Origin of the sequence: Shewanella sp. KT0246 (genome assembly GCF_019654955.1) — a bacterium.
GTDB classification, from domain to species: Bacteria; Pseudomonadota; Gammaproteobacteria; order Enterobacterales; family Shewanellaceae; genus Shewanella; species Shewanella goraebulensis.
In genome coordinates, this window is sequence record NZ_BPEV01000023.1 from 1 (window position 1) to 24,269 (window position 24,269).

Here is a 24,269-nt window from a genome sequence, read left to right on the forward strand (position 1 = left end):
AAACATATAATGACACCAGATTATTACAGGAAACGGACTCTTCATGGGCTTATCAAAATCATTCCAATTAGTTCTGTTTGTGATTTTTGGACTTCTTCTTTATCGGATTTATGATCTAGAAAATAAGGAAATGCAACTCCAAGGTTCATTGGCTATTCAAAATTATAGTCAGCATCTTAATCAAATGACCGAATGGAATGAAGACGGCGAAGCCTTATATAAAGAATTATCGAAAACATTCACCTTTAAATTTTTTCAATACATTCACTCAAATGACAGTGAGCTCAATTACACTTTTGGCAGTTTAGCGAAAAGTGATGACGAATTTGAAGATAAAATTTTTAAGATAGAATTAAGTGATACCAAGTCTTTCCCTGATGGTCGATTGCAAGTTCGATTAAGCACCCAGTCTGTTATTTCAACTAGTTTTGTTAATTTGGAAAAAGCGGCAACCCTGACGATCTTTGCTTATTTAATCATAATGATAAGTTTCGCTGTTTTAATGGCTATTCACCGCAGAGGAATTAAATATGCCTGTGATTATATTGAGCAAGTTCCCAACTTAAGCTTTCAAGCTGTTGAGACCTCTCGTCTTAGAGGATCTTTAAAACCTATCGGTTTAGCTTTAGAAAAAAGTCGTATGGAATTAAAAACCAGCATCGATAATTTTCATAAAGAAAATAACTTACTCGCAAAAGCAGCCAACCAAGACCCTGTAACAGGCTTTTCCACTCGCCGCCGCTTTAATGAACACATTAAGAAAATTAGCCAATCAGATAAACAACAATTTGGCGTATTGGCGATTATCAAGGCTGCAGAATTATCTAGTATTAATCAATTACAAGGTCGTGAGGCTGGCGATGAATATTTAAGCCAAATAGCAGCATGCATTCGCCGTGCAGCTGCAAAATTCGGTGTTAATGAATATTACCGCGTATCTAGCAGTGACTTTGCCCTTTTCATTCAAGACATCACGGTCAAAGAAGCCGAAAAATTTTTAATACTTTTAAAAGGCTATTTAGATGAATACGCTCAAACAATTGAACCAGACAGTATTGCCCATAGTGGCATGGTGCCATTTGAAAGTAACAGTGACACCCATGCATTATTAACATTGGCAGATACCGCTGTAAGTATCGCCCAAACCTCTGGCCCAAATCGTTATCATATTCTCGAAAAATTCTCTGGTAATGAACAATTAGGGGACGATCACTGGAAAGTCACTATCAATGAATTAATTAACCGCAAAGGGCTTAAATTTTTTCAGCAGCCTATTCTACCGTGCAACAATCATGTGGATGTATATCGTGAGCTCTATGCGCGTTTCTTTAATACAGAAGGCTCAAACCTACCCACAGCTAGTGTAATAGCAATGTCGGAACGTCACGGATTAAACGTTGATTTAGACAAAATGATTGTTGTTCACACATTGCAGTTACTCAATGCAAATCCAAGCTTAACCGGCAATTTTGGTGTCAACATAAGCGCATCTTCAGCTCTGCAAGAAGTCTTTGTTTCATGGCTTAGAGATATTTTGTCTAGCCACCGCACTACTTCTGCAAGACTTATATTTGAAGTAAATGAATCTGGAATGCAAAAAAACGTCACCGCAAGTCGCCGTTTTGTTCATGAAATGCATAAAGTAGGGGCTAAAGTTGCCATACAGCAGTTTGGTTTAGGTTTTTCCTCGTTTAAATTTTTCCGCGAAGTTAAACCTGATGTCATAAAACTAGACAGCAGCTACAGTGAAGGGATTGACCAAGACAATAACAACAAGTTCTTTGTCAGAATGATTGTTGATATTTCACGTCGTATTGGCATAAAAGTCATCGCTACCGGTGTTGAAAGACAAGATGAAAAACTCACATTGGAGAAAATGTTGGTGGATGGACTCCAAGGTTATTATATTGCTAGACCTGAAATTATCGCTAAAACAGATAAATAAATAATCAATGTAAGATCAATCTTCCAAAATAGGGTTATTATTTACATAACCCTTTTTTTTATCCGTTGTTTCTCAAGCCTAAACCTTAGATAATATAGCTAATCTCAAATAGAAAAGTGTAGTAATGACAGACTATCTCTTGCTGTTAATCGGCACAGTACTGGTTAACAATTTCGTTTTAGTAAAATTTCTTGGCTTATGCCCTTTTATGGGGGTATCTAGCAAACTTGCCTCCGCTATCGGAATGTCGATGGCTACCACGTTTGTATTGACCCTTGCGTCTATTTTAAGTTACCTCACTAACGAGTTTATACTCCAGCCTTTCAATTTAACTTACTTGCGGACAATGAGCTTTATTCTTGTTATTGCAGTAGTCGTACAATTCACTGAAATGCTAGTACAAAAAACCAGTGCTTCTTTGCACAGAGCATTAGGCATCTATCTGCCTTTGATCACCACAAACTGTGCCGTGTTAGGTGTCGCGTTATTAAACGTCAATGAAGACCACAACTTTATTCAATCTGCGGTATATGGCTTCGGCGCTGCTGTAGGTTTTTCTTTAGTATTAGTATTGTTCTCCGCTATGCGTGAAAGACTCGCCGCAGCTGATGTACCAGTACCTTTTAAAGGTGGCGCCATTGCGATGATAACTGCCGGTTTAATGTCTTTAGCCTTCATGGGCTTTGCGGGGCTGGTTAAATAGTCATGTCGAGTATTGCAATTGCTGTCATAGTGCTGACAATCCTAGCACTCATTTTTGGCTTAATTCTTGGCTACGCTTCAATTAAATTTAAAGTTGAAGGCAACCCTATTATTGATCAAGTCGAAGCATTATTACCTCAAACTCAATGCGGTCAATGTGGTTATCCTGGTTGCAGACCATACGCTGAAGCTATTGCTAATGGCGATAATATTAATAAATGTCCACCTGGTGGCACAGCCACAATGGAAAAGCTTGCAGGCCTGATGGGCGTTGACCCTGAGCCATTAAATGAAGTCGCGCAGGAGAGCGTTAAAAAAGTCGCCTACATTCGTGAAGATGAATGTATCGGTTGTACTAAATGTATTCAAGCATGCCCTGTCGATGCCATTTTAGGTGCCGGCAAACTCATGCACACCGTTATTACCAAGGACTGTACAGGTTGTGACTTATGCGTAGAGCCATGTCCAGTTGACTGTATCGATATGATCCCTGTAGCGCAAAATCTTAAAAATTGGGATTGGAAATTGGCCAGTATTCCTGTGACAGTCGTAGAAGATAAAAAAGTCACAATTAACGTGAGCAAAAAAGATATTGAAGTAAAAGAGGATTCTCAGTGCTAACTTTATTAGAACAAATTGATAAAGGGACTTTATGGCACTCTCCTGGAGGGATCCATCCGCCGCAATTAAAATCATTATCAAATCAGACATCGACGGCCCATATTGCGCCTGCCAAGCAATATCGTATTCCGTTACCACAAGTAGGTGACTGCGCAAGGCTGAGTATTAACGTCGGAGATAAAGTCGCTAAAGGCCAGAAGTTAACTGATGGCGAAGGCTTTATGTATTTACCAGTGCACTCACCTGTTTCAGGGGTAGTGAATGAAATCAGTTTACAAGCAAGTAACCACGCATCTGGTTTACCTACCCTGACCTGCGTTATTGATAATGACGAATTAGATGCGCAAATTGAGTATCAAACATCAACTTTAGAAGAGTTATCTAATCAGCAAATATTAGAAAAAATAAAACAAGCGGGTATTGCTGGCATGGGCGGAGCAACCTTTCCAAGCCACATTAAACTGAATCCTGCCAGTGAAATTGATTTAGTCATTATCAATGGCGTTGAATGTGAGCCTTACATCACATCTGATGATGTATTAATGCGTGAAAATGCATTAGAAATCTTTAAAGGCATTCAGGTCATTAATCAATTGCTTACACCGCAACGCATAATTGTCGCCATTGAAGACAATAAACCAGAAGCTTGCGCATCAATGCAGCAATGTTTAAATCAGTTTGATGACTTACAAAACATTGTAAAAATTACTGTTATTCCGACCAAATACCCTTCTGGCGGTGAAAAACAGCTAATACAAATCATTACTGGACGTGAAGTACCAACGGGTAGTATTCCAGCTCAGCAAGGCATTGTCGTGCACAATGTAGGCACGGCTTATGCTATTCAAGATGCTGTGCTGCAGGGTAAACCGCTTATAGAACGTTTAGTAACATTAACGGGCGAACAAATAAAACAACCAGGCAATTATTGGTTGCCTATAGGCACCAGCGTTGAACACGCCCTGTCTCAAGTTGGCTTTTCTGCCGATGATAATCAGAAAGTCATCATCGGTGGCCCTATGATGGGTTATGCCCTGCCAGATAATAATGTACCAGTATTAAAAGGCACTAACTGCATTCTTGCACCTAGTGCTCATGAAATAGCGCCTGAAGTTGATGAGAAAGCATGTATACGATGTGGTGAATGTGCGGTTGCTTGCCCTGCCTTGTTATTGCCTCAGCAATTATTTTGGCATGCAAAAGCTGAAGAATACGACAAAGCAGCTAGCTTTAACTTAAAGGACTGCATTGAATGTGGTTGTTGTAGTTTTGTCTGCCCAAGTGACATTCCACTAGTAGAGTATTACAGAATAGCGAAGTCCGCGTTAAAGAATGAAGCAGAAGAGAAACAACAAGCTGAACAAGCCAAAGTACGTTTCGAAGCACGCTTAAAACGTTTAGATGATGAAAAACGTGCACGCGAAGAAAAATCCAAATTAGCAGCAGAAAAACGTAAAGCCGCAGCCAATGCTAGTAGCAATAAAAATACCGTTGCTGAAGCCATGGCACGTGTTGCAGCCAAAAAACAAGCAGCCGAGCAAGCTAAACAACAAGAACCTGCAAACGGAAAATCAGCAGCTGTTAAAGCTGCCATTGAGCGTGCAAAAGCTAAAAAGCTTGCCAATCAATCAAGCGAAACTGCTGATTCTGTTGAAGACAAGTCGACGTCTGACAATCAAGTTCAACCAGCTGCAAATGATAAAAAAGCTCAAATAGCCGCTGCTGTTGCACGGGCAAAAGCTAAGAAATTAGCTCAGAAAAATACTGATTCAAATATCAATGAAAATGTTGGTAACTCTACTGAGGCTGATATTGATACAAGCTCCGATGCTCCTAGCACTGAACCCGTTGATGATAAAAAGGCGAAAATTGCCGCTGCTGTAGCACGGGCTAAAGCTAAGAAATTAGCTCAGAAAAATACTGATTCAAATATCAATGAAAATGTTAGTAACACTGTTGCTGATGCGAATATTAATACAAGCACTGATGCTCCTAGCACTGAACCCGTTGATGATAAAAAGGCGAAAATTGCCGCTGCTGTTGCGCGCGCGAAAGCTAAGAAATTAGCACAACAGAATGCTGAGACTGATTTAGAAAGCGAAAATGCAACAATCATTGCTCCTGTTGATGAAAAAAAAGCTAAAATCGCTGCCGCTGTCGCTCGAGCTAAAGCGAAAAAATTAGCTCAGCTAAATGCTGAAAACGAAACAGTTGCTGAAATAGCACAAGACAATCTAGTAGAAAATAATCTAGTTAAAGAAAGCCAAGCGACAAAAACAATAGAAACACCTGACATCACTCAATCAGTTGATGACAAGAAAGCAAGAATTGCTGCAGCTGTTGCCAAAGCAAAAGCGAAAAAATTGGCAAATCAACAAAAGTTGAGTGAAAAGGAATAATCATGGCATTTAAAATTGCATCATCTCCACATGTCAGCACTAGCTTACAAACTAATAAAGTTATGCAACGTGTCGCTTTATGCCTTATTCCTGGTATTTTAGCGCAAGTCTACTTTTTTGGTATGGGTACTTTAGTTCAAATACTCATCGCAGTAGTTACGTGTTTAGTCGCTGAAGCTGCAATTATGAAGCTTCGCAATAAATCGATTAAAAATGCCTTATCTGATAACAGCGCCCTCGTCACTGGATTATTAATTGCAGTTGCCATTCCCCCACTTACCCCTTGGTGGATGACAGTCATTGGTTGCAGCTTTGCTATCGTGATCGTAAAACACTTATATGGCGGTTTGGGCAACAATATATTTAATCCCGCCATGGCGGCTTATGTTTTATTGCTAGTATCATTCCCACTGCAAATGACTAACTGGGTTGCTCCTATTGAGCTAGCCGCTAATCATGTTGGCATAGTGGCAGCTTTTGCCCATATTTTTGAATTTAGTTCTGCTGGTTTAGATCATTTCAGAATCGCTATTGATGGTCACACCATGGCGACTCCGCTTGATACTTTTAAAACAGATTTATCCATGGGAATGACCAGTAGCGAGAGCTTACAGCGAAATGTATTTGATGGCATGACCGGTGTTGGGTGGTTATGGGTGAATTTAGCCTACCTTGCTGGCGGCTTAATTATGCTTAAACTCAAGGTGATCCGCTGGCATATCAGTACCGGTATATTACTGGCCATATTTGTCTGCGCCGGTATCGGTTTCTTACTCAACCCAGATACTCATGCCAGTCCTATGTTGCACTTATTTTCTGGTGGCACCATGTTGTGCGCATTCTTTATCGCAACCGATCCTGTCACAGCGGCGACCAGTACCCGTGGAAGGTTATTATTCGGTGCGATTATCGGTGTGCTCATTTTTGTGATTAGAACTTACGGTGGTTACCCTGATGCTGTCGCTTTTGCAGTGTTACTGGCCAATATGTGCGCGCCATTTATTGATTATTATATCCGCCCACGTTCATACGGTCATCGTGCGGGTAATTAAGCCCAAAAGTATTGGTTTCAAACAGGATTAAACATGTTCAATATTATTACTAGAAACGGCCTCATTCTCGCCCTGTTTGCACTGTGTTGCACTGGCTTGGTCGCTTCAGTGAACTTTTTTACTCAAGATCGCATTATCGAGCAACAACGAAAGCAACTCGCAGGAGTATTAGAACAAATCATTCCCACTGATTTGCATGATAATGAATTAACCGAAGACTGCATTCTTGTCACCAATAAAGAGTTTTTGGGGACAGATGAAGCCCTACCTGTATATATTGCAAAAATGCAGCAACAACCTGTTGCTATTGCGATTGAAGCGATTGCACCAGATGGATACAACGGCGATATAAAAATTATTTTGGGTGTCAATAATGATAATGAGTTATTGGGTGTGAGAACGTTAACCCATCAAGAAACACCGGGCTTGGGTGATAAAATTGAATTACGCAAATCAGATTGGGTATTAGGTTTTAGCGGATTATCATTTGATGTAGACGCTAAACCTTTCGCCGTAAAAAAAGACGGTGGAGATATCGATCAGTTTACAGGTGCAACCATCACCCCACGCGCCTATGTTAAAGCGATTAATAATGCGCTTACTTTTGTCAGCCAAAACCGTGAAACGCTTTATAACACCGTTAACCATTGTGGACGTGAACATGACTAATTATCGCGAAATTGCATGGCAAGGACTTTGGAAAAATAACCCTGGCTTAGTACAACTCCTTGGTTTGTGCCCACTTCTTGCCGTAACGGCAACAGTAACTAATGCCTTAGGTTTAGGTTTAGCGACCTTAATTGTCTTGGTTGGTTCCAATGTATTGGTTTCTTTAGTACGTGAATTTGTACCAAAAGAAATTCGAATTCCCGTTTTTGTCATGATCATTGCAGCCCTAGTGACGTGCGTACAATTACTCATTAACGCCTATGCTTACGGACTGTATTTATCATTAGGTATCTTTTTGCCACTTATCGTGACTAACTGTGTCATTATTGGCCGAGCTGAAGCATTTGCATCACGCAATAATGTCACCAGCGCTGCCTATGACGGATTAATGATGGGTATCGGTTTTACTGCTGTTCTAGTTGTTTTAGGCGGCATGCGTGAATTACTGGGTCAAGGCACATTATTTGATGGTGCCGAGTTGTTACTCGGTGATTGGGCAAGTTCGCTAACGATTCAAGTATTCAATGTCGACACCCCCTTCTTACTCGCCATGTTACCCCCAGGTGCATTTATAGCGATGGGGTTACTTATTGCGCTTAAGAATGTAATCGATACAAAAATTGAACAACGTAAACCTCAGCAAGCGGTAGAAACTATTGCCCGCGCTAGGATCACCAAAGTTAGCTAATGTTTAATTTAAAAAATAACGAATAAATAAAATGAATAAACAAAAACGCTATGAAATGCTGACAAGGCTTAGGGATAATAACCCTAAGCCGGAAACAGAACTTAACTTTGCATCGCCGTTCGAGCTACTCGTTGCAGTGACACTATCAGCACAAGCAACCGATGTCAGTGTTAACAAAGCGACCGACAAGTTGTTTCCTGTAGCCAATACACCTCAACAGATATTTGATTTAGGTGTTGAAGGACTTAAAACCTACATTAAAACCATAGGTTTATATAACAACAAAGCCATTAACGTCATTAAAGCCTGTGAAATGCTGATTAACCTTCATGATGGCGAAGTCCCAGAAAATAGAGAAGCATTAGAAGCATTACCTGGAGTTGGTCGCAAAACCGCAAATGTGGTATTAAATACCGCGTTTGGCTGGCCAACTATTGCAGTCGATACCCATATTTTCAGAATGGCAAACCGCACTAAGTTTGCAATGGGTAAAAATGTCGATCAAGTTGAAGAAAAAATGCTTAAAGTGACACCTGCTGAATTTAAAGTGGATGTACATCATTGGTTTATTTTACACGGACGCTATACCTGTATTGCTCGAAAACCGCGTTGTGGTAGCTGCATCATTGAAGACTTGTGCGAGTTTAAGGATAAAATAGACTAGTTTTATATCGAACTTAATTTGTACCATAAAAGCGCCTTTGAATCAGCAGCTACTCCCAGTAGTCTTCAGAGGCGTTTACCCCTCGTTAGGTAAACCCTCCTAAATAAAAATCTTTAGTCTATCTTCAATAAAACTTGACCAATTACAAAACTTCGTGTGTAAATTAGTTATTGTTTATTTAGGCAGCAATTAACTAAAACTGTAATTATTTCAAACTAAATACCAACTTTAAATGGCATTAACCGAACACTGAGGTTAACTAATGACACTTCTCAAACTATCAAAAAGCAACCTACCAACTATTGGGTCATTATTAATTTTAGCATTATCCCCTAAGTCAGTTATCAGTAATGAGCTTGAGAATACGGTTAATCAACTTTGTTCGACTTGCCACAGGGTGAGTAATCTTGAGCGAAGTTCTGGTTACAGTAAACAAGATTGGAATTCTCTTGTTAGTTACATGGTCGATGTTGATGCTTCAAACAAAGAATTAAATCAAATTAGTGAATATCTCGCTGAAAAATACCCTATCAACGATAAACGTGCATCAAAGGTCATTGAAGGCGATATGAAGCTGCAGTTTAAATACTGGCAGGTTCCTACATTGGGTCAAAGAGCGCGAGATCCTGTTCAAGGCAAAGATGGGATTATATGGTGGGTAGGACAATGGGGTAATATTCTAGGTCGACTTGATCCAATAAGCGGCGATTTGAAAGAGTATACGCTACCAGATGGTACCTACCCTCACAGTGTCTCGTTAGATAAAGATCTCAGACCATGGTTTTTGGGTAATAAGAACGGAACAGTTGGTTATTTAGATCTGAACACTGAAACATTCAAAGTGTTCAAGATGCCAGATAAAAATGCGCGAGATCCTCACACTGGTGTGTTCGATAATAAAGGTTTATTTTGGTTTACATTACAACACAGTAATATGATAGGTAAGTTAGACCCAAGCACTGGTGATATTCAATTAGTCTCTTTACCCACGCCAAACTCTCGCCCCTATGGGATTAAACTGGACTCAAATGGCACACCTTGGGTGTCATGCAATGGCTCTAACTGTCTCATTAAAGTTAATAAACAAACTATGGCATTAGATGAAATTACGCTACCAGGAAAGGAAACTCATACTCGCCGTCTCGCCATTACATCTGATGACATGGTGTATTATGTAAATTCTGGCATGGGTAAATTAGGTAAGTACAATCCAAAAACAGGCGAAATTTCGGAGTGGAATACTCCAAGTGGAAAAGATAGCCACCCTTATGCTATCGAATATGCTGACGGCGCAATTTGGTTTAATGAGTCAGCTAAAAGACCAGAAACCTTAGTGAGATTTAATTTAAAAACACAGAAGATGCAGAGCTGGCAAATTCCAAGTAAAGAAGGCGTTTATTCAGGGCTAATTAGACATATGAGAATGGGCAAAAACGGCTTAATTATTCATCAAACGGCTACTAATCAATTAGCTGAAGTAACTTGGTCAAAATAACAGTTTTGATTATGGAACAGGCAGTTTTTAATGACTAAAATTAAGACACAAAAAAACCGCGTTAAGCGGTTTTTTTATGGCTATTTGGTCAACGTTATTAAAACAAAGATACAAAAAAAGCACTGAAACAAATTGCGATCACGACTGAGGTACCAAGAGCCATTTTTAATTCTGTTGTCATTGTTATAGTCTCCAAATGAATACAATTTAATTTTAGCGAGTATCGATAATTTTCCCAGTGTTAAGCCACAATTATGTGAACTGAAACCATAATTTTCTAGTTAAAATCAATTTTTTAACTGTAATAGAAATTTGCTATGCTAACAAAAATTACCCTAGTAATAATTAAAGAGCACCTTATGTCGCAATTACTTCATACAATGATCCGTGTTGGAAACCTTGACCGCAGCATTGAGTTTTATACTCAAGTGATGGGAATGAAATTACTCAGAAAATCTGAGAATGCCGAATATAAATATACCCTCGCCTTTGTTGGCTTTGGCGAAGAATCTACAGGTCAAGCTGTGATCGAATTAACTTATAATTGGGGCACTGATAGCTATGATTTAGGTAATGGCTTTGGTCACCTTGCTATTGGTGAAGAAGATATTTATCAGCGTTGTGATGCCATTGCCGCTGCTGGCGGTAAAGTTACACGCGCACCTGGCCCTGTTGCTGGCGGTAGTACTGAAATCGCTTTTGTTGAAGATCCTGACGGCTATAAAATCGAACTAATCCAAAAGAAAGCCATGAGCGAAGGCTTAGGTTAATTAGCTTTTAATGAATAAAACACAATAAAAAAGCCAGCATACGCTGGCTTTTTTGCTCTAAAGCTCGATTAGAACTTCATTGTTACACCAGCAAAGTAAGTACGACCGATTGTGTCGTAAACTTCTGGTACTGTACCACCGTCACTACCGTTAGAAACTCTTGATGGCTCTTCATCAGTTAAGTTCTTAACACCAGCACTTAGCATCCAGCTATCATTGATAAAGTAACTAGCTGAAACGTTGTGATAAAGAATTGAATCTACTTTATTGCCAGCACTTAAGTCATCCATTTCACCGATATAACGGTTGAAGTACATTACACTCCAATCGTCTTGACCTGCTTTAATACTAAAGTTGTTACGAACTTGGGCGTACGCGCCGAAGTTACCGTCGATAGTATTAGTGTAGTCAATGCCATCTTGTTCAAAGTTCAACAAGTAAGTCGTATCGTTGCTGATAGTCCAATCTAAGTTAAGCGCATCGAAAGTATAAGCTAAGTTGAAATCAATACCGCTTGTATCTTGATAACCTACGTTAGTTAACGAGTTTGTTAGGTTAGATAAATCGCCATTCGGTCCGATATTAAATAATTCACAAGTTGCTTGGTCGCCACCATAACATGCATCAAGACCTGCTTGAGTATCTAGACGTGTAATTGCGTTTTTAACTTTAAAGCGCCAGTAATCAAGAGTTAATGACATTCCATCTACGTAGCTAGGTGAGTAAACTAAACCAGCTGTGTAAGACTCTGACTCTTCTGGTTGTAGATCTTCGTCAGATGTGTAGTTAACCAAGATTTGTGGATCTTGCTCATTACCCCAAGGATCATTTAAGTAATCGAATGAACCTGAATTACCACCGTATAGCTCACTAACACTTGGTGCACGGAAACCAGTCGCAGCTACAGTTCGAATCATTAAGTCATCTGTTGCTTCGTACGTTAAACCAATTTTCCAAGTTGATGCATTACCGAATGTAGAGTAATCATCAAAACGTAATGCGAATTCACCGGTTAGTTTTTCAGTAAACGGTACACTCACTTCTTGGAAAATAGAGATAACGCTGTAATCACCATCCGTTGGATCCTGCTGTGCGGCTGTACTATCGCCGGCAACAACAATTGGGTCAGGATTGTAGTAACCACTTTCGTAGCGGTATTCAGCACCGATTGCAAAAGCAACTGCACCAGCATCTAAGTCAAACAATTCACCAGTTAGACCTGCTGAGAAAACATGTTGTTCGTTACCACCATCAGCCTCTTCAGTGTAAGCAACGCTATCTAGTAACGCTTGGTCAGTCATAGGCTGACCAGTTAACCAAGGATCTTGATCTGCATAAATTGCATCTGTCATGATTGATGCATTAATCGAGTTTTCAACGGCTGTTTTAGCTTTGTTTTTACCGTAAGTGTATGAAATATCCCAATCCATACCAGTATTAACATCAACATAACCAGCTAAACCAGCAGATACACGTAGAGTGTCAGTATCTTGAGTATAAACACGTGGGCCGACGTCATTCATACGTTTTCTGTAATTAACTTGGCCTTTATCATCTGCAGTGATACCTGCATCAATCATATTTTGATCAAGTTCGAAACATGTTGCTGGATCATCACCTGCTTCACATACATCAAGAGTTAAGTTGGCAGGTTGTGGTGCTAATTGCTGATTAGACTTACGTTTGGTATAAAGAATATCACCTGTAAGGATTAAGTCATTGCCCAGCTCTTGGGTCATATTAGCGAATAAACTGTAACGCTTACTTGGCGTTTGATAAAAACTATCTTGAGTGTAGTCATATCCTTCACCGCGCTCTACCCAGTTACCATTTTCATCTTTAACCATTCCGCCTAAAGAACCATCTGGGATGAATGAGCTATCACCTGGAGTTGTCCAGTCACGGTCTGATTGCACAACACCTTTACGTTCAGAGTAAGCTGCACCAATGGTGTAGTTACCACGTTCAGTGTTAAAACCATATAGAGCACTGATTTCGCCGTTTTCACCGTCGCTCTTATCAGTCATGCCGCCTTGAACGTCTACTTGGAAACCTTCAAAGTCTTTCTTAGTGATAATGTTCACAACACCAGCAATCGCATCCGAACCATATACTGCTGAAGCGCCATCTTTTAGAATTTCTACTCGTGCAATCATTGCAACTGGGATAGCGTTTAAATCCACAGCACTATCAGCACCAGAGCCGGAGTTAACCATACGACGGCCGTTAAGCAATACTAATGTACGTTGTGAACCCATACCACGAAGGTCAACCTGAGCCACACCGTCAGAACCGTTGTTGGTACTTGAACCAACTGCAGCACCAGCCATAGATGTTTGAGCTTGTAGTAATTCATCTACCGTTGTAAAACCTTCTGAACGAATCGCAGCAGCATCAATAACAGTCACTGGCGAAGCAGTTTCCATGTCTTGACGTTGAATACGGGAGCCTGTAACTGCAATTCTTTCTACATTTGCAGATTCTTCTTCAGCATAAGCGCTTACTGAAACAGCTGAAGCAGCAGAAACTGAGGCTAATAACGCCACATTTATGCTGTTTGATATTTTAGATCTTTTAATCATTTGTTGCTCCCTGGTGATATCTTTTCTTATTCTGTTTACGCAATTAAATAAGTATTTAAATTTGCGTTGGACTAGATACTGAATAACCAGAGATATTTCGTCAAACCACTAACTTGTAACTTTTGAGTCGTTTTTTGTTAATAACTATGCGGTAGGTTTGTAAAGCAAATTAAGTGACGGGTGTCTCAAAACATTATTACTTTAGTATTTCAGTTGAATAAACTAGAGAAACACCTTTAAAGCAGAATTATTATCTAGGTCACAAATAACATTTTTAAAACTTACCCAAAGCTAAAAGTGTGATATGGATCACACAAATATATTGAACCTTGATGATGTTAATCCAAATTTCTTCAGTTTTGATTCAGGTTTTAAGCTTTTCACCATTTGAAACACTGAAACCTAGGCCTGCACTGAGACAGAGTGATTTGGCCTTTATTGATGTTTAATTGGTCAATTAAAATAGCAACAATGAACGGTGATTATTTTACGGTAGTTGTTTTATTTGCCTGGCTTTATAAAGCACATTAACCAATAAATTTTCACATAGCTTGAACAAGTAAGCTCTCGATTACAAAATACTAACATCTGACCTTTTTTAGGAACTTTCTTAATAAAGATTAATTAGACTGAAATGTTAATATTCTGGTTAACCTTACTTTGAATAGTTATTCATTTTATTTAGGCAATAAAAAAGGAAAGACTACGCTTTCCTTATTCATATCATTAACAATTTATTCTGCGGGTTTCATAATATCAAAGTGTTGATAGGCCCTATCTGTTGCAATACGCCCTCTTGGAGTCCGCTGTATAAACCCTTGTTGAATTAGAAAAGGCTCTAAAACATCTTCAATAGTTTCTCTATCCTCACCAATGGCAGCAGCTAAGTTATCTAACCCAACTGGCCCGCCCATAAATTTATCAATAATCGCCAGTAACAGTTTTCTATCTAAGTAATCAAAACCTTCTAGGTCGACATCTAATAAATCCAATGCCTTTTGTGCGACGTCTTCGGTCACAAAGCCATCATGCTTCACTTCAGCGTAATCTCGAACACGTCTAAGAAGACGGTTGGCTATTCTTGGAGTGCCTCGCGAACGTTTTGCAATTTCAAACGCTCCTGCTTCATCAATAGGTAATTCCATCACTTTAGCTGAGCGTTTGACAATAGTGCAAAGGTCTTTGACGTTATAAAACTCTAAGCGCAGAGGTATACCAAATCTTGCTCGTAGTGGTGATGTTAACGCACCAGCGCGAGTGGTAGCACCAATCAAAGAGAATGGCGGCAAGTCGAGCTTAATAGAACGCGCTGCAGGCCCTTCACCAATCATGATATCTAACTGGTAATCTTCCATAGCAGGATAAAGAATCTCTTCAACCACAGGACTCAGTCGATGAATTTCATCAATAAAAAGTACATCACCGTGTTCAAGGTTCGTTAATAACGCTGCTAAATCCCCTGCTTTTTCAAGTACGGGCCCAGATGTGGATTTAATGTTTACGCCCATTTCATTAGCCACAATCATGGCTAATGTTGTTTTACCGAGTCCTGGAGGGCCAAAAATTAGCATATGATCGAGTGCTTCTTCACGCTTTAGCGCTGCCTCAATAAACACCTTCAACTGAGCACGAGTATCATCCTGCCCAGTATAATCCTCCAACATTTTAGGGCGCATGGCTCTATCAATATGAACTTCTTGTTCAAATTCTTGTGGTTGGATTAAACGATCCGCTTCTATCATTGTGGCCTCTTTATAACATCGACTTCAATGAGGCTTTAATTAACACCTCACTTGTCATTCCTTCGCTATAAGCACTTAAAACAGCTTTACTTGCTTGAGCAGGTTTATAACCTAATGCAATTAACGCAGCAATGGCGTCTTCTTCTGCGTTATTTTCAACAGCAGCCGGCTTATAATTACTTTGTAGAGCAAACTCACGCTCAGAACCTACTGAGGCTTCTAGTAAACTTTTCAACTTATCACGCATTTCAACGACTAAGCGCTCAGCAGTTTTTTTACCAACGCCAGGCAATTTGACGAGAGTCACTATGTCATCACGCTCGACACAATTCACAAACTCGCTGGCAGTCATACCCGATAAAATGGTTAACGCAAGTTTAGGGCCCACACCGTTAGTTTTGATTAGAAGACGAAACAGTGCTCGTTCTTGCTTGGTGATAAACCCATAAAGTAGCTGCGCATCCTCACGCACCACAAAGTGGGTATAGAGCATTGCTGATTGATTGAGTTCTGGGAGCTCATAAAAACTGGTCATAGGCACTTGTAGCTCGTAACCAACACCGTTTACATCTAAAACAATTTCAGGTGCTTGTTTTTCAACAACCAACCCGCTTAATCTTCCTATCATTTATATCGTCCATATGTGCGGCTTTGGGCTTTTCCGCCCATCGCAATTAAACTTTGGAAAGTATGATTATGACAAACTGCGACACCTAAAGCATCGGCAGCATCGGCTTGCGGTGCTGCTGGTAATTTAAATATTTGTTGGATCATATGCTGAACTTGGGTCTTCTGCGCGCGACCTGTACCAACTACTGCGCTTTTGATTTGGGTTGCACTATATTCAGCTACAGGTAACCCCGCATTCATCGCAGCAACGATTGCTACGCCTCTCGCTTGCCCTAATTTAAGCGCAGAATCCGCATTTTTTGCCATAAAAACCCGTTCAATGGCAAATTGGTCAGGTTGATACTGCTTGATGATTTCAGTAACGCCATCAAAAACCTGTTTCAATCTAGTAGGTAAATCATCTGCTGACGTGCGTATACAGCCACTTCCAAGGTATCTTTGTTGTCTACCTTGACATTGAATAACACCATAACCTGTGATCCGCGAACCTGGGTCAATCCCCAAAATGATCGTCATCGATTTACGCTTCCTTGGAACAATTATTCAAGGCTTTCCATCACTTCATCTGAAATTTCAGCATTATGATAAACTTCTTGAACATCATCATGATCTTCAAGGTTATCAATCAAACGCATAAACTTAGCAGCAGTATCGGCATCTAACTCTGCTTTAGTGCCTGCAATCATAGTAACTTCTGCATTTATTGCTTCAAAACCGCCGGCATCCAGTGCATCTTTTACAGTACCGAAAGCATCTGGTGTGGTAAACACATCAAATGCGCCATTTTCATGAGTAATAACATCTTCTGCGCCCGCTTCAAGCGCAGCATCCATTAGTTCGTCTTCATCAACGTCAGCATTGTAAGAAATTACACCCGATTTGGTGAACATATAAGCCACTGAGCCATCTGTACCTAAATTGCCACCTGACTTACTGAAAGCATTACGTACACCTGATACGGTACGGTTTTTATTATCTGTCATGGTTTCAACCATCACCGCGGTTCCGCCTGGGCCATAACCTTCATAAATAATGGTGTCTAATTGCTGGCCATCAAGCTCACCAGCGCCGCGTTTAACAGCACGTTCTACCGTGTCGCGGGTCATGTTATTTGATAATGCTTTATCAATTGCGGCACGTAAACGTGGATTTGCATCAGGGTCTGAACCACCTTCACGGGCAGAAACCGTTAGCTCGCGAATAAATTTACTGAATAGCTTACCTCGTTTTGCATCTTGAGCAGCTTTACGATGTTTAATGTTGTCCCATTTACTGTGGCCAGCCATGGCAACTCCTTGGATATGTATTTCAGTTTTTTAGGCTACATAAAAACAGACCGAGGCAAAAGCCTCGGTTTGTGGATTAACGCTTAATGTACAAACCAATTAAGTTTGTAAGTTGACTAATTAACATTACTCGTCAGCGGCAGGCTTTTCTTGCTCAATAACGCTAATCCCCAAATCAACTAATTGTTGAGGGTTAGCAAAACCTGGTGCATTCGTTAATGGACAAGCTGCCGTCGTCGTTTTCGGGAATGCCATCACATCACGAATAGAGCTAGCACCTGTCATCAACATGATAATACGGTCTAAACCGAATGCTAAACCTGCGTGTGGCGGTGTACCGTAACGTAATGCTTCTAATAAGAAGCCAAACTTCTCGTTTGCTTCTTTATCATCAATACCAAGAATACGGAATACAGCACTTTGCATATCGGCATTATGGATACGAACAGAACCACCACCTAACTCACAGCCGTTTAATACCATGTCGTAAGCATCTGAGATTGCCGCGCCAGGATTTGCTTCAAGTTCTTCAGCGGTTACACCACGAGGAGCCGTAAATGGATGATGAACTGCGTGGTATCCACCGTTGATTTTCTCAAACATTGGGAAGTCTACGACCCACATTGGGCGCCACTCACCTTCAAGTAATTCGAAATCTTCGCCAGCTTTTAGACGCAATGCTCCCATCGCTTCAGCAACGACATTTGCTTTGTCAGCGCCAAATAAGATGATGTCACCAGTTTGTGCATTAGTACGTGCAACTATTTGATTAACGATATCTTCGTTTAAGAATTTAAGTACTGGAGATTGTATACCTTCAATACCTGCACTTAAATCATTAATCTTCATCCACGCTAAGCCTTTAGCGCCGTATATGCCAGCGTACTTAGTGTAGTTATCAATTTGCTTACGAGACAGTGATGCACCTGTTGGGATGCGAAGCGCAGCAACACGACCTTCTTCATCGTTAGCAGGACCACTAAACACTGCAAATTCAACATCTTTCACCAAATCCGCAACGTCCACTAACTCAAGTGGATTACGTAAATCAGGTTTGTCTGAACCATAACGCGCCATCGCTTCTGCATATGACATACGAGGAAACTCGCCTAATTCAACATTCATTAAATCGCTGAACAAGCCACGAACCATAGTCTCAGTTTTTTCCATTACCTGCTCAGCAGACATGAAAGAAGTTTCGATATCAATTTGAGTAAATTCTGGTTGGCGATCTGCACGCAAATCTTCATCACGGAAACATTTAACGATTTGGTAATAGCGATCAAAACCAGACATCATCAATAACTGTTTAAACAGCTGTGGAGATTGTGGCAAAGCAAAGAATTGACCTTTATAAGTACGACTTGGTACTAAATAATCACGAGCACCTTCTGGAGTCGCTTTAGTCAAAATAGGTGTTTCGATATCTAAGAACCCACTATCGTCTAAGAAACGACGCACAGCGCTAGTAACTTTCGAGCGGAATACTAAACGGTCAGCCATTTCAGGACGACGTAAGTCAAGGTAGCGATATTTTAACCGCTGCTCTTCACTGTTGTTTTGATGATTGTCCATGCTTAAAGGCAGTGGCGCAGAAGCATTGATAATGGTTAGGCCTTGGCCTAATACTTCAATTTCGCCAGTTTTCATTTGTGCATTGATTTGACTGTCAGGTCTTGCACGTACTAAACCTTTAACTTGTACGCAGAACTCACCACGTAAGCTGCTCGCTATTTTGAAAACGTCTTCCAAGTCTGGATCGTAAACAACTTGAACAATCCCTTCTCTGTCACGAAGATCTAAAAATATAACACCACCTAAATCGCGGCTACGGTTAACCCAACCGACTAAGGTGACTTCTTGACCAAGATGAGACTTATTAACGTCTCCACAATAATGACTGCGCATTTAACTCTACCCTTTGTTCGGAAATAGGTGTCTAAAAAACAATTTATTTTGGCATTATATTAAAATAATGCAGGCAACTATAGCACTTATAATACGTCAAAAACGTGATTATTAAACGTGTGCTACATTTTTGCATGGAAGTATCAATTAGTTTACTGCAATTGAACAGACTTTAGGGAAAGTTCCCTTTGTAACCGAGTAAAAAAACAGCAAATACTATGATTTATTGTATTTAACTGCTTAAAACCTATTAGTTAGTTAAAAGCTGTGCTTATCACCGCCTTGCTTTTTGACCTTATACATTTTCTTATCTGCAGTTTGCAGTAAAGCAATAGCGTCATCTCCATCATCAGGGTACACGGCAATGCCTATACTAGCTGATGCGGTTAAAGTGATTCCATCGACTAAAAAAGGATCAGATAAGACCTTGATGATATTGTCAGCAACTTTAGCTGCGCACTCAGCGCTTTCGACTTTATTTAGCAAGATAACAAACTCATCACCACCAAAACGCGAAACCGTATCAGATTTACGTACAACCGACTTTAATGCCGAAGCTATGTGTATCAGCAAACTATCACCGATATGATGTCCGTATTGATCGTTTACATTTTTAAATTTATCTAAATCAATAAACAATAGAGCAAATTTAACTTGTTCACGTTCATGGGCCTTGACTGCACACGCCAATCTGTCATCCAGTAAACCACGGTTTGGTAATTGAGTAACTGGATCATGCTCTGCAACAAATTTAATTTTTTGCTCTGCATTTTTTCTAAGTGCTATTTCTAATTTAAGACGTTTGTTAGCTAAAAAGACCGCAAAGGTAATCACGCTAATAAACAGTAGACCCAGTAAAACAATGTTGAACCATTTTTGATATTTATCAGCTTCTGAACGTAGGTCTACTGCAACCCATTTTTGGTACATTTGTTGCTGTTTCGTCTCATCGATAGTTTCGATTGCTCGATTAAGTAATGGAATTAACTCTTTTAGTTTTGGATAAACCCCAATATGACTTCTTTGTTCAGTTAAATCAGCTACTAATGCCATTTTCAAATCAGGAAACTCACCTTCATTTAATGCATAGGCAAGCGTGACGACTTGTTCAATGAACAAATCAACATTACCAGATGAAACGGCTTTTAATCCGTGTTGTGTGCTGTCAACTAGAACAATTTCAAGCCCAGGGAATTGTTGTTGCAACAGATTTATTAAGTTATAACCCTTAACCACTGCAATCCGTTTACCATTATACTGGCTTAAATTAAATAACGGTTGTTGAGTTAAACTAGTGGCAATCGCCCACGGTGATGGCCAATAACCTTCTGTAAACTCGAGTGCAGGTTCGCGATTTTTATTCTTCGCCATGCTGCCTACTAAATGAATACTACCGTTTTTTAAATCTTTATTGAGCCTGTCCCAGTTCTGATAAGCAACAGGGATGATATCAATATCTAATTGGTCAGTGATTATTTCGATGACTTCTTTATTAATGCCAGAAAACTCACCTAATTCATTTTGATATTCCATTGGCGCCCATTGTGTTAAGTAACCCAACTTGATCGCACCTAAAGAATCTATGTATTTCTTCTCTTTATTACTGATGTAAATTTGCTTATCTACTATAGAGAATGTTCTATCAGCCTTATTTAATAACCACTTCTGTTCAAGTTTAGCCATTTCAAAGTCACTGATTAATTTAAAACCATTTGCAATACGTTCAGCCAGTTCAGCGTCTTCAACCCTTGTCAGGTTATAGATTTGGGTATTGAAATCTAAGTCATTAAATTGGTAGAAGTCGGACCAAGACTTGTGATGCAACAAGTAATGTGCTGTATAGGCACTGGATGCAACAAAACCAGCAATGTCGCCATCACGACTTGCCTTAATCAATTGCTCAACAGATTCGTAATATCGAATTTGCGCGTTAGGAAGGACTTTTCTTAATTCGATAATGTATGGTGATGTTGCGAATAAACCTATACGTTGACCATCAAGTTCGCTGATGTCTTTAATTTCTTTGTTATAGCTAAAAAAGCGACTTTTAACTGAGTAGAAATGATTCGCTCGATTAAGTCCTGTATTAATTTCATCACTTTCAGGGTATCCAATATGCACATCAGCATGGCCATCTTTAATAAGCTCAATACTGCCATTCATATCACTGGGTATAAAGTCAATTGCGATTCCTGTTTTCTCAGACCAAAGGTGCCATAAATCGACAAATAATCCATGTGGGAAGCCATCTAAACCAATATCAACAAAAGGCTCGACTTTCATTTGCATAGCGATAAGTATGCCGTTTGATTCACGGCGATATCCAAACCAACGTTTTTCAACTTCATCAATATGACTCGTGGAGATTTGTTTGAAGCCTTCATTAATCAACGGCAACCAAGATTTATTGGAGATTAATACGGCGGGTGCTAAATCTATTTCATTGATCAAAATTCGTGATGATATATGAAAGTTATTAGCTAACTCGAAGTTAATCGGAATTCCTTGGTTATAACCTTGAATCGTCGCGAATGCGTACAGCTCTCCAGCAACAACTGCATCATATAAAGCTTTTTTAGTTTTAAAGTTTTTGAATGTCAGGCTGGGTTCTATTGCCAGTAAGTCATCTTTGTGGGACGTACCTTCAATAATGCCAATTTTAAATGGCCTAATATCCTCAACAGTTTTTTTGTCTGCGATGTCTTTATGAAGATATAAATAAGAATTAAGTGAGGAAACTTTTTCGCCATATGAAAATTGTTGTTGTCTTTCGTCGGTAATCGCCATTCCAATATGAATGTCGACATCACTATCAGCTAATTTTTGTAAAGATTCTTTCCACTGCATAGGCTTAAAATGCACTTTAATGCCTGTTACAGAGGACCATTCACGCCATATATCAACCATTACTCCTGCAGCGTTACCATTGTCATCAACAAATTGATAAGGATAAGCATCCTCACTCATTGAAATAGTCATCGATTGGGGCATCGATGATACAGTGGTTATTGTATTGATCTCATCTGCCACCACAGGCAACGTCATCAAAATAAACAGTAAATAAGTAAAAATAGTGCTAATTAACTTCAAGCCCGTTCCTTTGTGCTAAGTTTTGAATGAAAAATCATTCTATTAGTCGTTATTTGTTTAATTTGTTCTTAACTACACACCTTTAAACAGTTGTCACTTTGTTAACTGGACATAGGTTTGTTTGTAAATGATTTTAATTTTTTGTTTATCATACCGATTTATATCGGCCATTTAACCAACTAGATTAAATTTTTACCCTAATTTAAGTAAATAAACAAAATAAAACAAAAAATACCAATAGGATACTTGCTGCTATTTGCTAGGATTGGCTAAAATGAAGCTATTATTTTTTCAAGTTACCTCAGATGAACTCTCAACTAGATACAATATACGCAGCAGCAACTGACAAAATATCCGATTTTCAGTTCGATAATCGTGTTGCAGGTGTATTTAATGACATGATTAGACGGTCGGTGCCAGGTTACACCCAAATCATTAATACTATTGGTGACTTCGCTGACCGCTATGTTACACCTAAATCTAATGTTTACGACTTAGGTAGCTCTTTAGGCTCAGCAACACTAAGCATTCGTCGTCAAATAGAGCAGCGTCAATGCAGAATTATTGCTGTCGATAATAGTGAGTCAATGGTATCTCGTTGCCAAGAGAATTTATCTGCCTATGTCAGCGATACGGAAGTAGAACTAATTTGTGGTGACATTCGAGATATCGACATTACCAATGCCTCAATGGTCGTGCTTAATTTCACGCTACAATTTCTTCCCGTAACCGATAGAGACGAATTAATTGCTAAAATTTATCAAGGTTTACTCCCTGGCGGCATATTAGTGATATCAGAAAAATTACGGTTTGAAGACAATGTGATTCAGACCTTATTAGATGAACAGCATTTAGATTTCAAACGCGCAAATGGATACAGCGAATTAGAGATTAGCCAAAAACGCAGTGCACTTGAAAATGTTATGCGTCCAGATAGTTTATCCATGCACCAACAACGCTTCACTGACAATGGTTTTAGCCATTCAACAGTGTGGTTTCAATGTTTTAATTTTGCATCAATGGTGGCCATCAAGTGATTAGTTTTAGTTCCTTTTACCAACAAATTGCCGACTCTAGCTTACAACATTGGCTTGAAGAACTTCCTGCAATTCTTGGGAAATGGCAAAGAGAGCACAAACATGGCAACTTGCCAAAATGGGAAAAAGTACTTAATAAACTGCATTACCCAGCTCCGACCCATATTGACTTGTTTAATGGTGTGAAAATTGGTGACGGAAGTCAGCTAACCGCTGGTCAAACTGAAAAGTTACAAAACCTATTAGGCTTATTCCAACCTTGGCGTAAAGGCCCTTTTTATATCCATGGTATTGAAATTGATACAGAGTGGCGCAGTGATTGGAAGTGGGACCGTGTAAAAGAACACATTTCACCTCTGGACAACCGCACTGTATTAGATGTGGGTTGTGGCAGTGGCTATCATATGTGGCGAATGCTAGGTGCTGGCGCAAAACGTGTTGTAGGTATTGACCCTTCACCATTATTTTTATGCCAATTTGAAGCGGTTAAACGTTTAGCAGGTAATGAGCAACCGGTGCATTTATTGCCTTTGGGTATTGAAGAATTACCGCCATTAGATGCATTCGACACTGTGTTTTCAATGGGCGTGCTATATCATCGACGCTCCCCTATTGATCATATTCTACAATTACGTGACCAACTTAGAATGGGCGGCGAACTTGTATTAGAAACCTTGGTCATAGATGGTGACGAAAATGCGGTTCTAGTGCCTGAAGATCGCTATGGAAAAATGAACAATGTTTGGTTCTTGCCATCAGTAGACGCGCTCATGTTATGGTTGAAAAAATGCGATTTCACCGATATTCGCTGTGTAGATGTCGATATCACCTCAATGGCAGAACAAAGGTCAACTCAATGGATGAAGAATGAATCATTAGTTGATTATCTTGACCCAAATGATGTTAGTTTAACGGTCGAAGGTTATCCGGCTCCAAAGCGTGCAACTATTATTGCCATAAAAAACCAACCAAATCACGACCTAGTTTGA

Annotated in this window: 19 protein-coding genes; 12 read left to right on the forward strand and 7 right to left on the reverse strand. The window is 39.7% G+C overall.

Annotated elements, in window-relative coordinates; all coding sequences use genetic code 11:
• Positions 1-43: 43 nt before the first annotated feature.
• The 10 genes from K5Q58_RS12610 (at position 44) to gloA (ending at position 11,005) form a co-directional block, all read left to right on the forward strand.
• Positions 44-1,945, forward strand: a complete 1,902-nt coding sequence (locus K5Q58_RS12610; RefSeq protein ID WP_220754286.1) for an EAL domain-containing protein — start codon at positions 44-46, stop codon at positions 1,943-1,945.
• 124 nt (positions 1,946-2,069) lie between these two features.
• Entirely contained in the window at positions 2,070-2,648 is a 579-nt protein-coding gene (gene rsxA / locus K5Q58_RS12615; RefSeq protein ID WP_220754287.1) for an electron transport complex subunit RsxA, read from the forward strand.
• Between the two features lie 2 nt (positions 2,649-2,650).
• On the forward strand, positions 2,651-3,268 hold the full coding sequence (gene rsxB / locus K5Q58_RS12620; protein ID WP_220754288.1) for an electron transport complex subunit RsxB: 618 nt from the start codon (positions 2,651-2,653) through the stop codon (positions 3,266-3,268).
• Positions 3,262-5,667 (forward strand): electron transport complex subunit RsxC, encoded by a 2,406-nt coding sequence (rsxC, locus tag K5Q58_RS12625; RefSeq protein ID WP_220754289.1) that lies wholly within the window; start codon positions 3,262-3,264, stop codon positions 5,665-5,667. Before rsxB ends, rsxC begins: the two co-directional genes overlap by 7 nt.
• A gap of 2 nt (positions 5,668-5,669) precedes the next feature.
• Positions 5,670-6,719 carry an electron transport complex subunit RsxD gene (rsxD, locus tag K5Q58_RS12630; protein ID WP_220754290.1) on the forward strand — a complete coding sequence of 350 codons (1,050 nt, stop codon included), beginning with the start codon at positions 5,670-5,672 and terminating at the stop codon, positions 6,717-6,719.
• A 33-nt stretch (positions 6,720-6,752) separates the two neighbouring features.
• Positions 6,753-7,388, forward strand: coding sequence for an electron transport complex subunit RsxG (gene rsxG / locus K5Q58_RS12635; RefSeq protein WP_220754291.1), 636 nt, complete (start codon positions 6,753-6,755; stop codon positions 7,386-7,388).
• Positions 7,381-8,076, forward strand: coding sequence for an electron transport complex subunit E (locus K5Q58_RS12640; RefSeq protein WP_220754292.1), 696 nt, complete (start codon positions 7,381-7,383; stop codon positions 8,074-8,076). Before rsxG ends, K5Q58_RS12640 begins: the two co-directional genes overlap by 8 nt.
• Positions 8,077-8,107: 31 nt before the next feature.
• Positions 8,108-8,740, forward strand: a complete 633-nt coding sequence (gene nth / locus K5Q58_RS12645) for an endonuclease III (RefSeq protein WP_220754293.1) — start codon at positions 8,108-8,110, stop codon at positions 8,738-8,740.
• A gap of 262 nt (positions 8,741-9,002) precedes the next feature.
• The gene (locus tag K5Q58_RS12650; RefSeq protein ID WP_220754294.1) at positions 9,003-10,235 is read left to right on the forward strand and encodes a cytochrome C; all 1,233 of its coding nucleotides are present in this window, start codon (positions 9,003-9,005) and stop codon (positions 10,233-10,235) included.
• A 359-nt stretch (positions 10,236-10,594) separates the two neighbouring features.
• A complete protein-coding gene (gloA, locus tag K5Q58_RS12655) occupies positions 10,595-11,005 on the forward strand; it encodes a lactoylglutathione lyase (protein ID WP_220754295.1) in 411 nt (136 codons plus the stop codon).
• Positions 11,006-11,073: 68 nt separating this feature from the next.
• On the opposite strand, the gene K5Q58_RS12660 is transcribed toward gloA, so the two are convergent.
• The 7 genes from K5Q58_RS12660 to K5Q58_RS12690 all read right to left on the reverse strand — a co-directional run bounded on the left by K5Q58_RS12660 (position 11,074) and on the right by K5Q58_RS12690 (position 22,243).
• Entirely contained in the window at positions 11,074-13,587 is a 2,514-nt protein-coding gene (locus K5Q58_RS12660) for a TonB-dependent receptor (protein ID WP_220754296.1), read from the reverse strand.
• Between the two features lie 734 nt (positions 13,588-14,321).
• Positions 14,322-15,329, reverse strand: coding sequence for a Holliday junction branch migration DNA helicase RuvB (gene ruvB, locus K5Q58_RS12665; RefSeq protein ID WP_220754297.1), 1,008 nt, complete (start codon positions 15,327-15,329; stop codon positions 14,322-14,324).
• Positions 15,330-15,339: 10 nt separating this feature from the next.
• Positions 15,340-15,957, reverse strand: a complete 618-nt coding sequence (ruvA, locus tag K5Q58_RS12670; RefSeq protein WP_220754298.1) for a Holliday junction branch migration protein RuvA — start codon at positions 15,955-15,957, stop codon at positions 15,340-15,342.
• The gene (gene ruvC / locus K5Q58_RS12675; RefSeq protein WP_102526060.1) at positions 15,954-16,475 is read right to left on the reverse strand and encodes a crossover junction endodeoxyribonuclease RuvC; all 522 of its coding nucleotides are present in this window, start codon (positions 16,473-16,475) and stop codon (positions 15,954-15,956) included. The genes ruvA and ruvC overlap by 4 nt, the downstream gene beginning before the upstream one ends.
• A gap of 23 nt (positions 16,476-16,498) precedes the next feature.
• Complete coding sequence (locus K5Q58_RS12680) at positions 16,499-17,245, reverse strand: YebC/PmpR family DNA-binding transcriptional regulator (protein ID WP_220754299.1); 747 nt, start codon at positions 17,243-17,245, stop codon at positions 16,499-16,501.
• Between the two features lie 126 nt (positions 17,246-17,371).
• The gene (gene aspS / locus K5Q58_RS12685) at positions 17,372-19,153 is read right to left on the reverse strand and encodes an aspartate--tRNA ligase (protein WP_220754300.1); all 1,782 of its coding nucleotides are present in this window, start codon (positions 19,151-19,153) and stop codon (positions 17,372-17,374) included.
• 258 nt (positions 19,154-19,411) lie between these two features.
• Positions 19,412-22,243 carry a diguanylate cyclase domain-containing protein gene (locus tag K5Q58_RS12690; RefSeq protein WP_220754301.1) on the reverse strand — a complete coding sequence of 944 codons (2,832 nt, stop codon included), beginning with the start codon at positions 22,241-22,243 and terminating at the stop codon, positions 19,412-19,414.
• 305 nt (positions 22,244-22,548) lie between these two features.
• Between K5Q58_RS12690 and cmoA the strand changes: the two genes are divergently transcribed.
• Both cmoA and cmoB read left to right on the forward strand, forming a co-directional pair.
• Entirely contained in the window at positions 22,549-23,280 is a 732-nt protein-coding gene (cmoA, locus tag K5Q58_RS12695) for a carboxy-S-adenosyl-L-methionine synthase CmoA (RefSeq protein WP_220754302.1), read from the forward strand.
• The gene (gene cmoB / locus K5Q58_RS12700; RefSeq protein ID WP_220754303.1) at positions 23,277-24,269 is read left to right on the forward strand and encodes a tRNA 5-methoxyuridine(34)/uridine 5-oxyacetic acid(34) synthase CmoB; all 993 of its coding nucleotides are present in this window, start codon (positions 23,277-23,279) and stop codon (positions 24,267-24,269) included. Before cmoA ends, cmoB begins: the two co-directional genes overlap by 4 nt.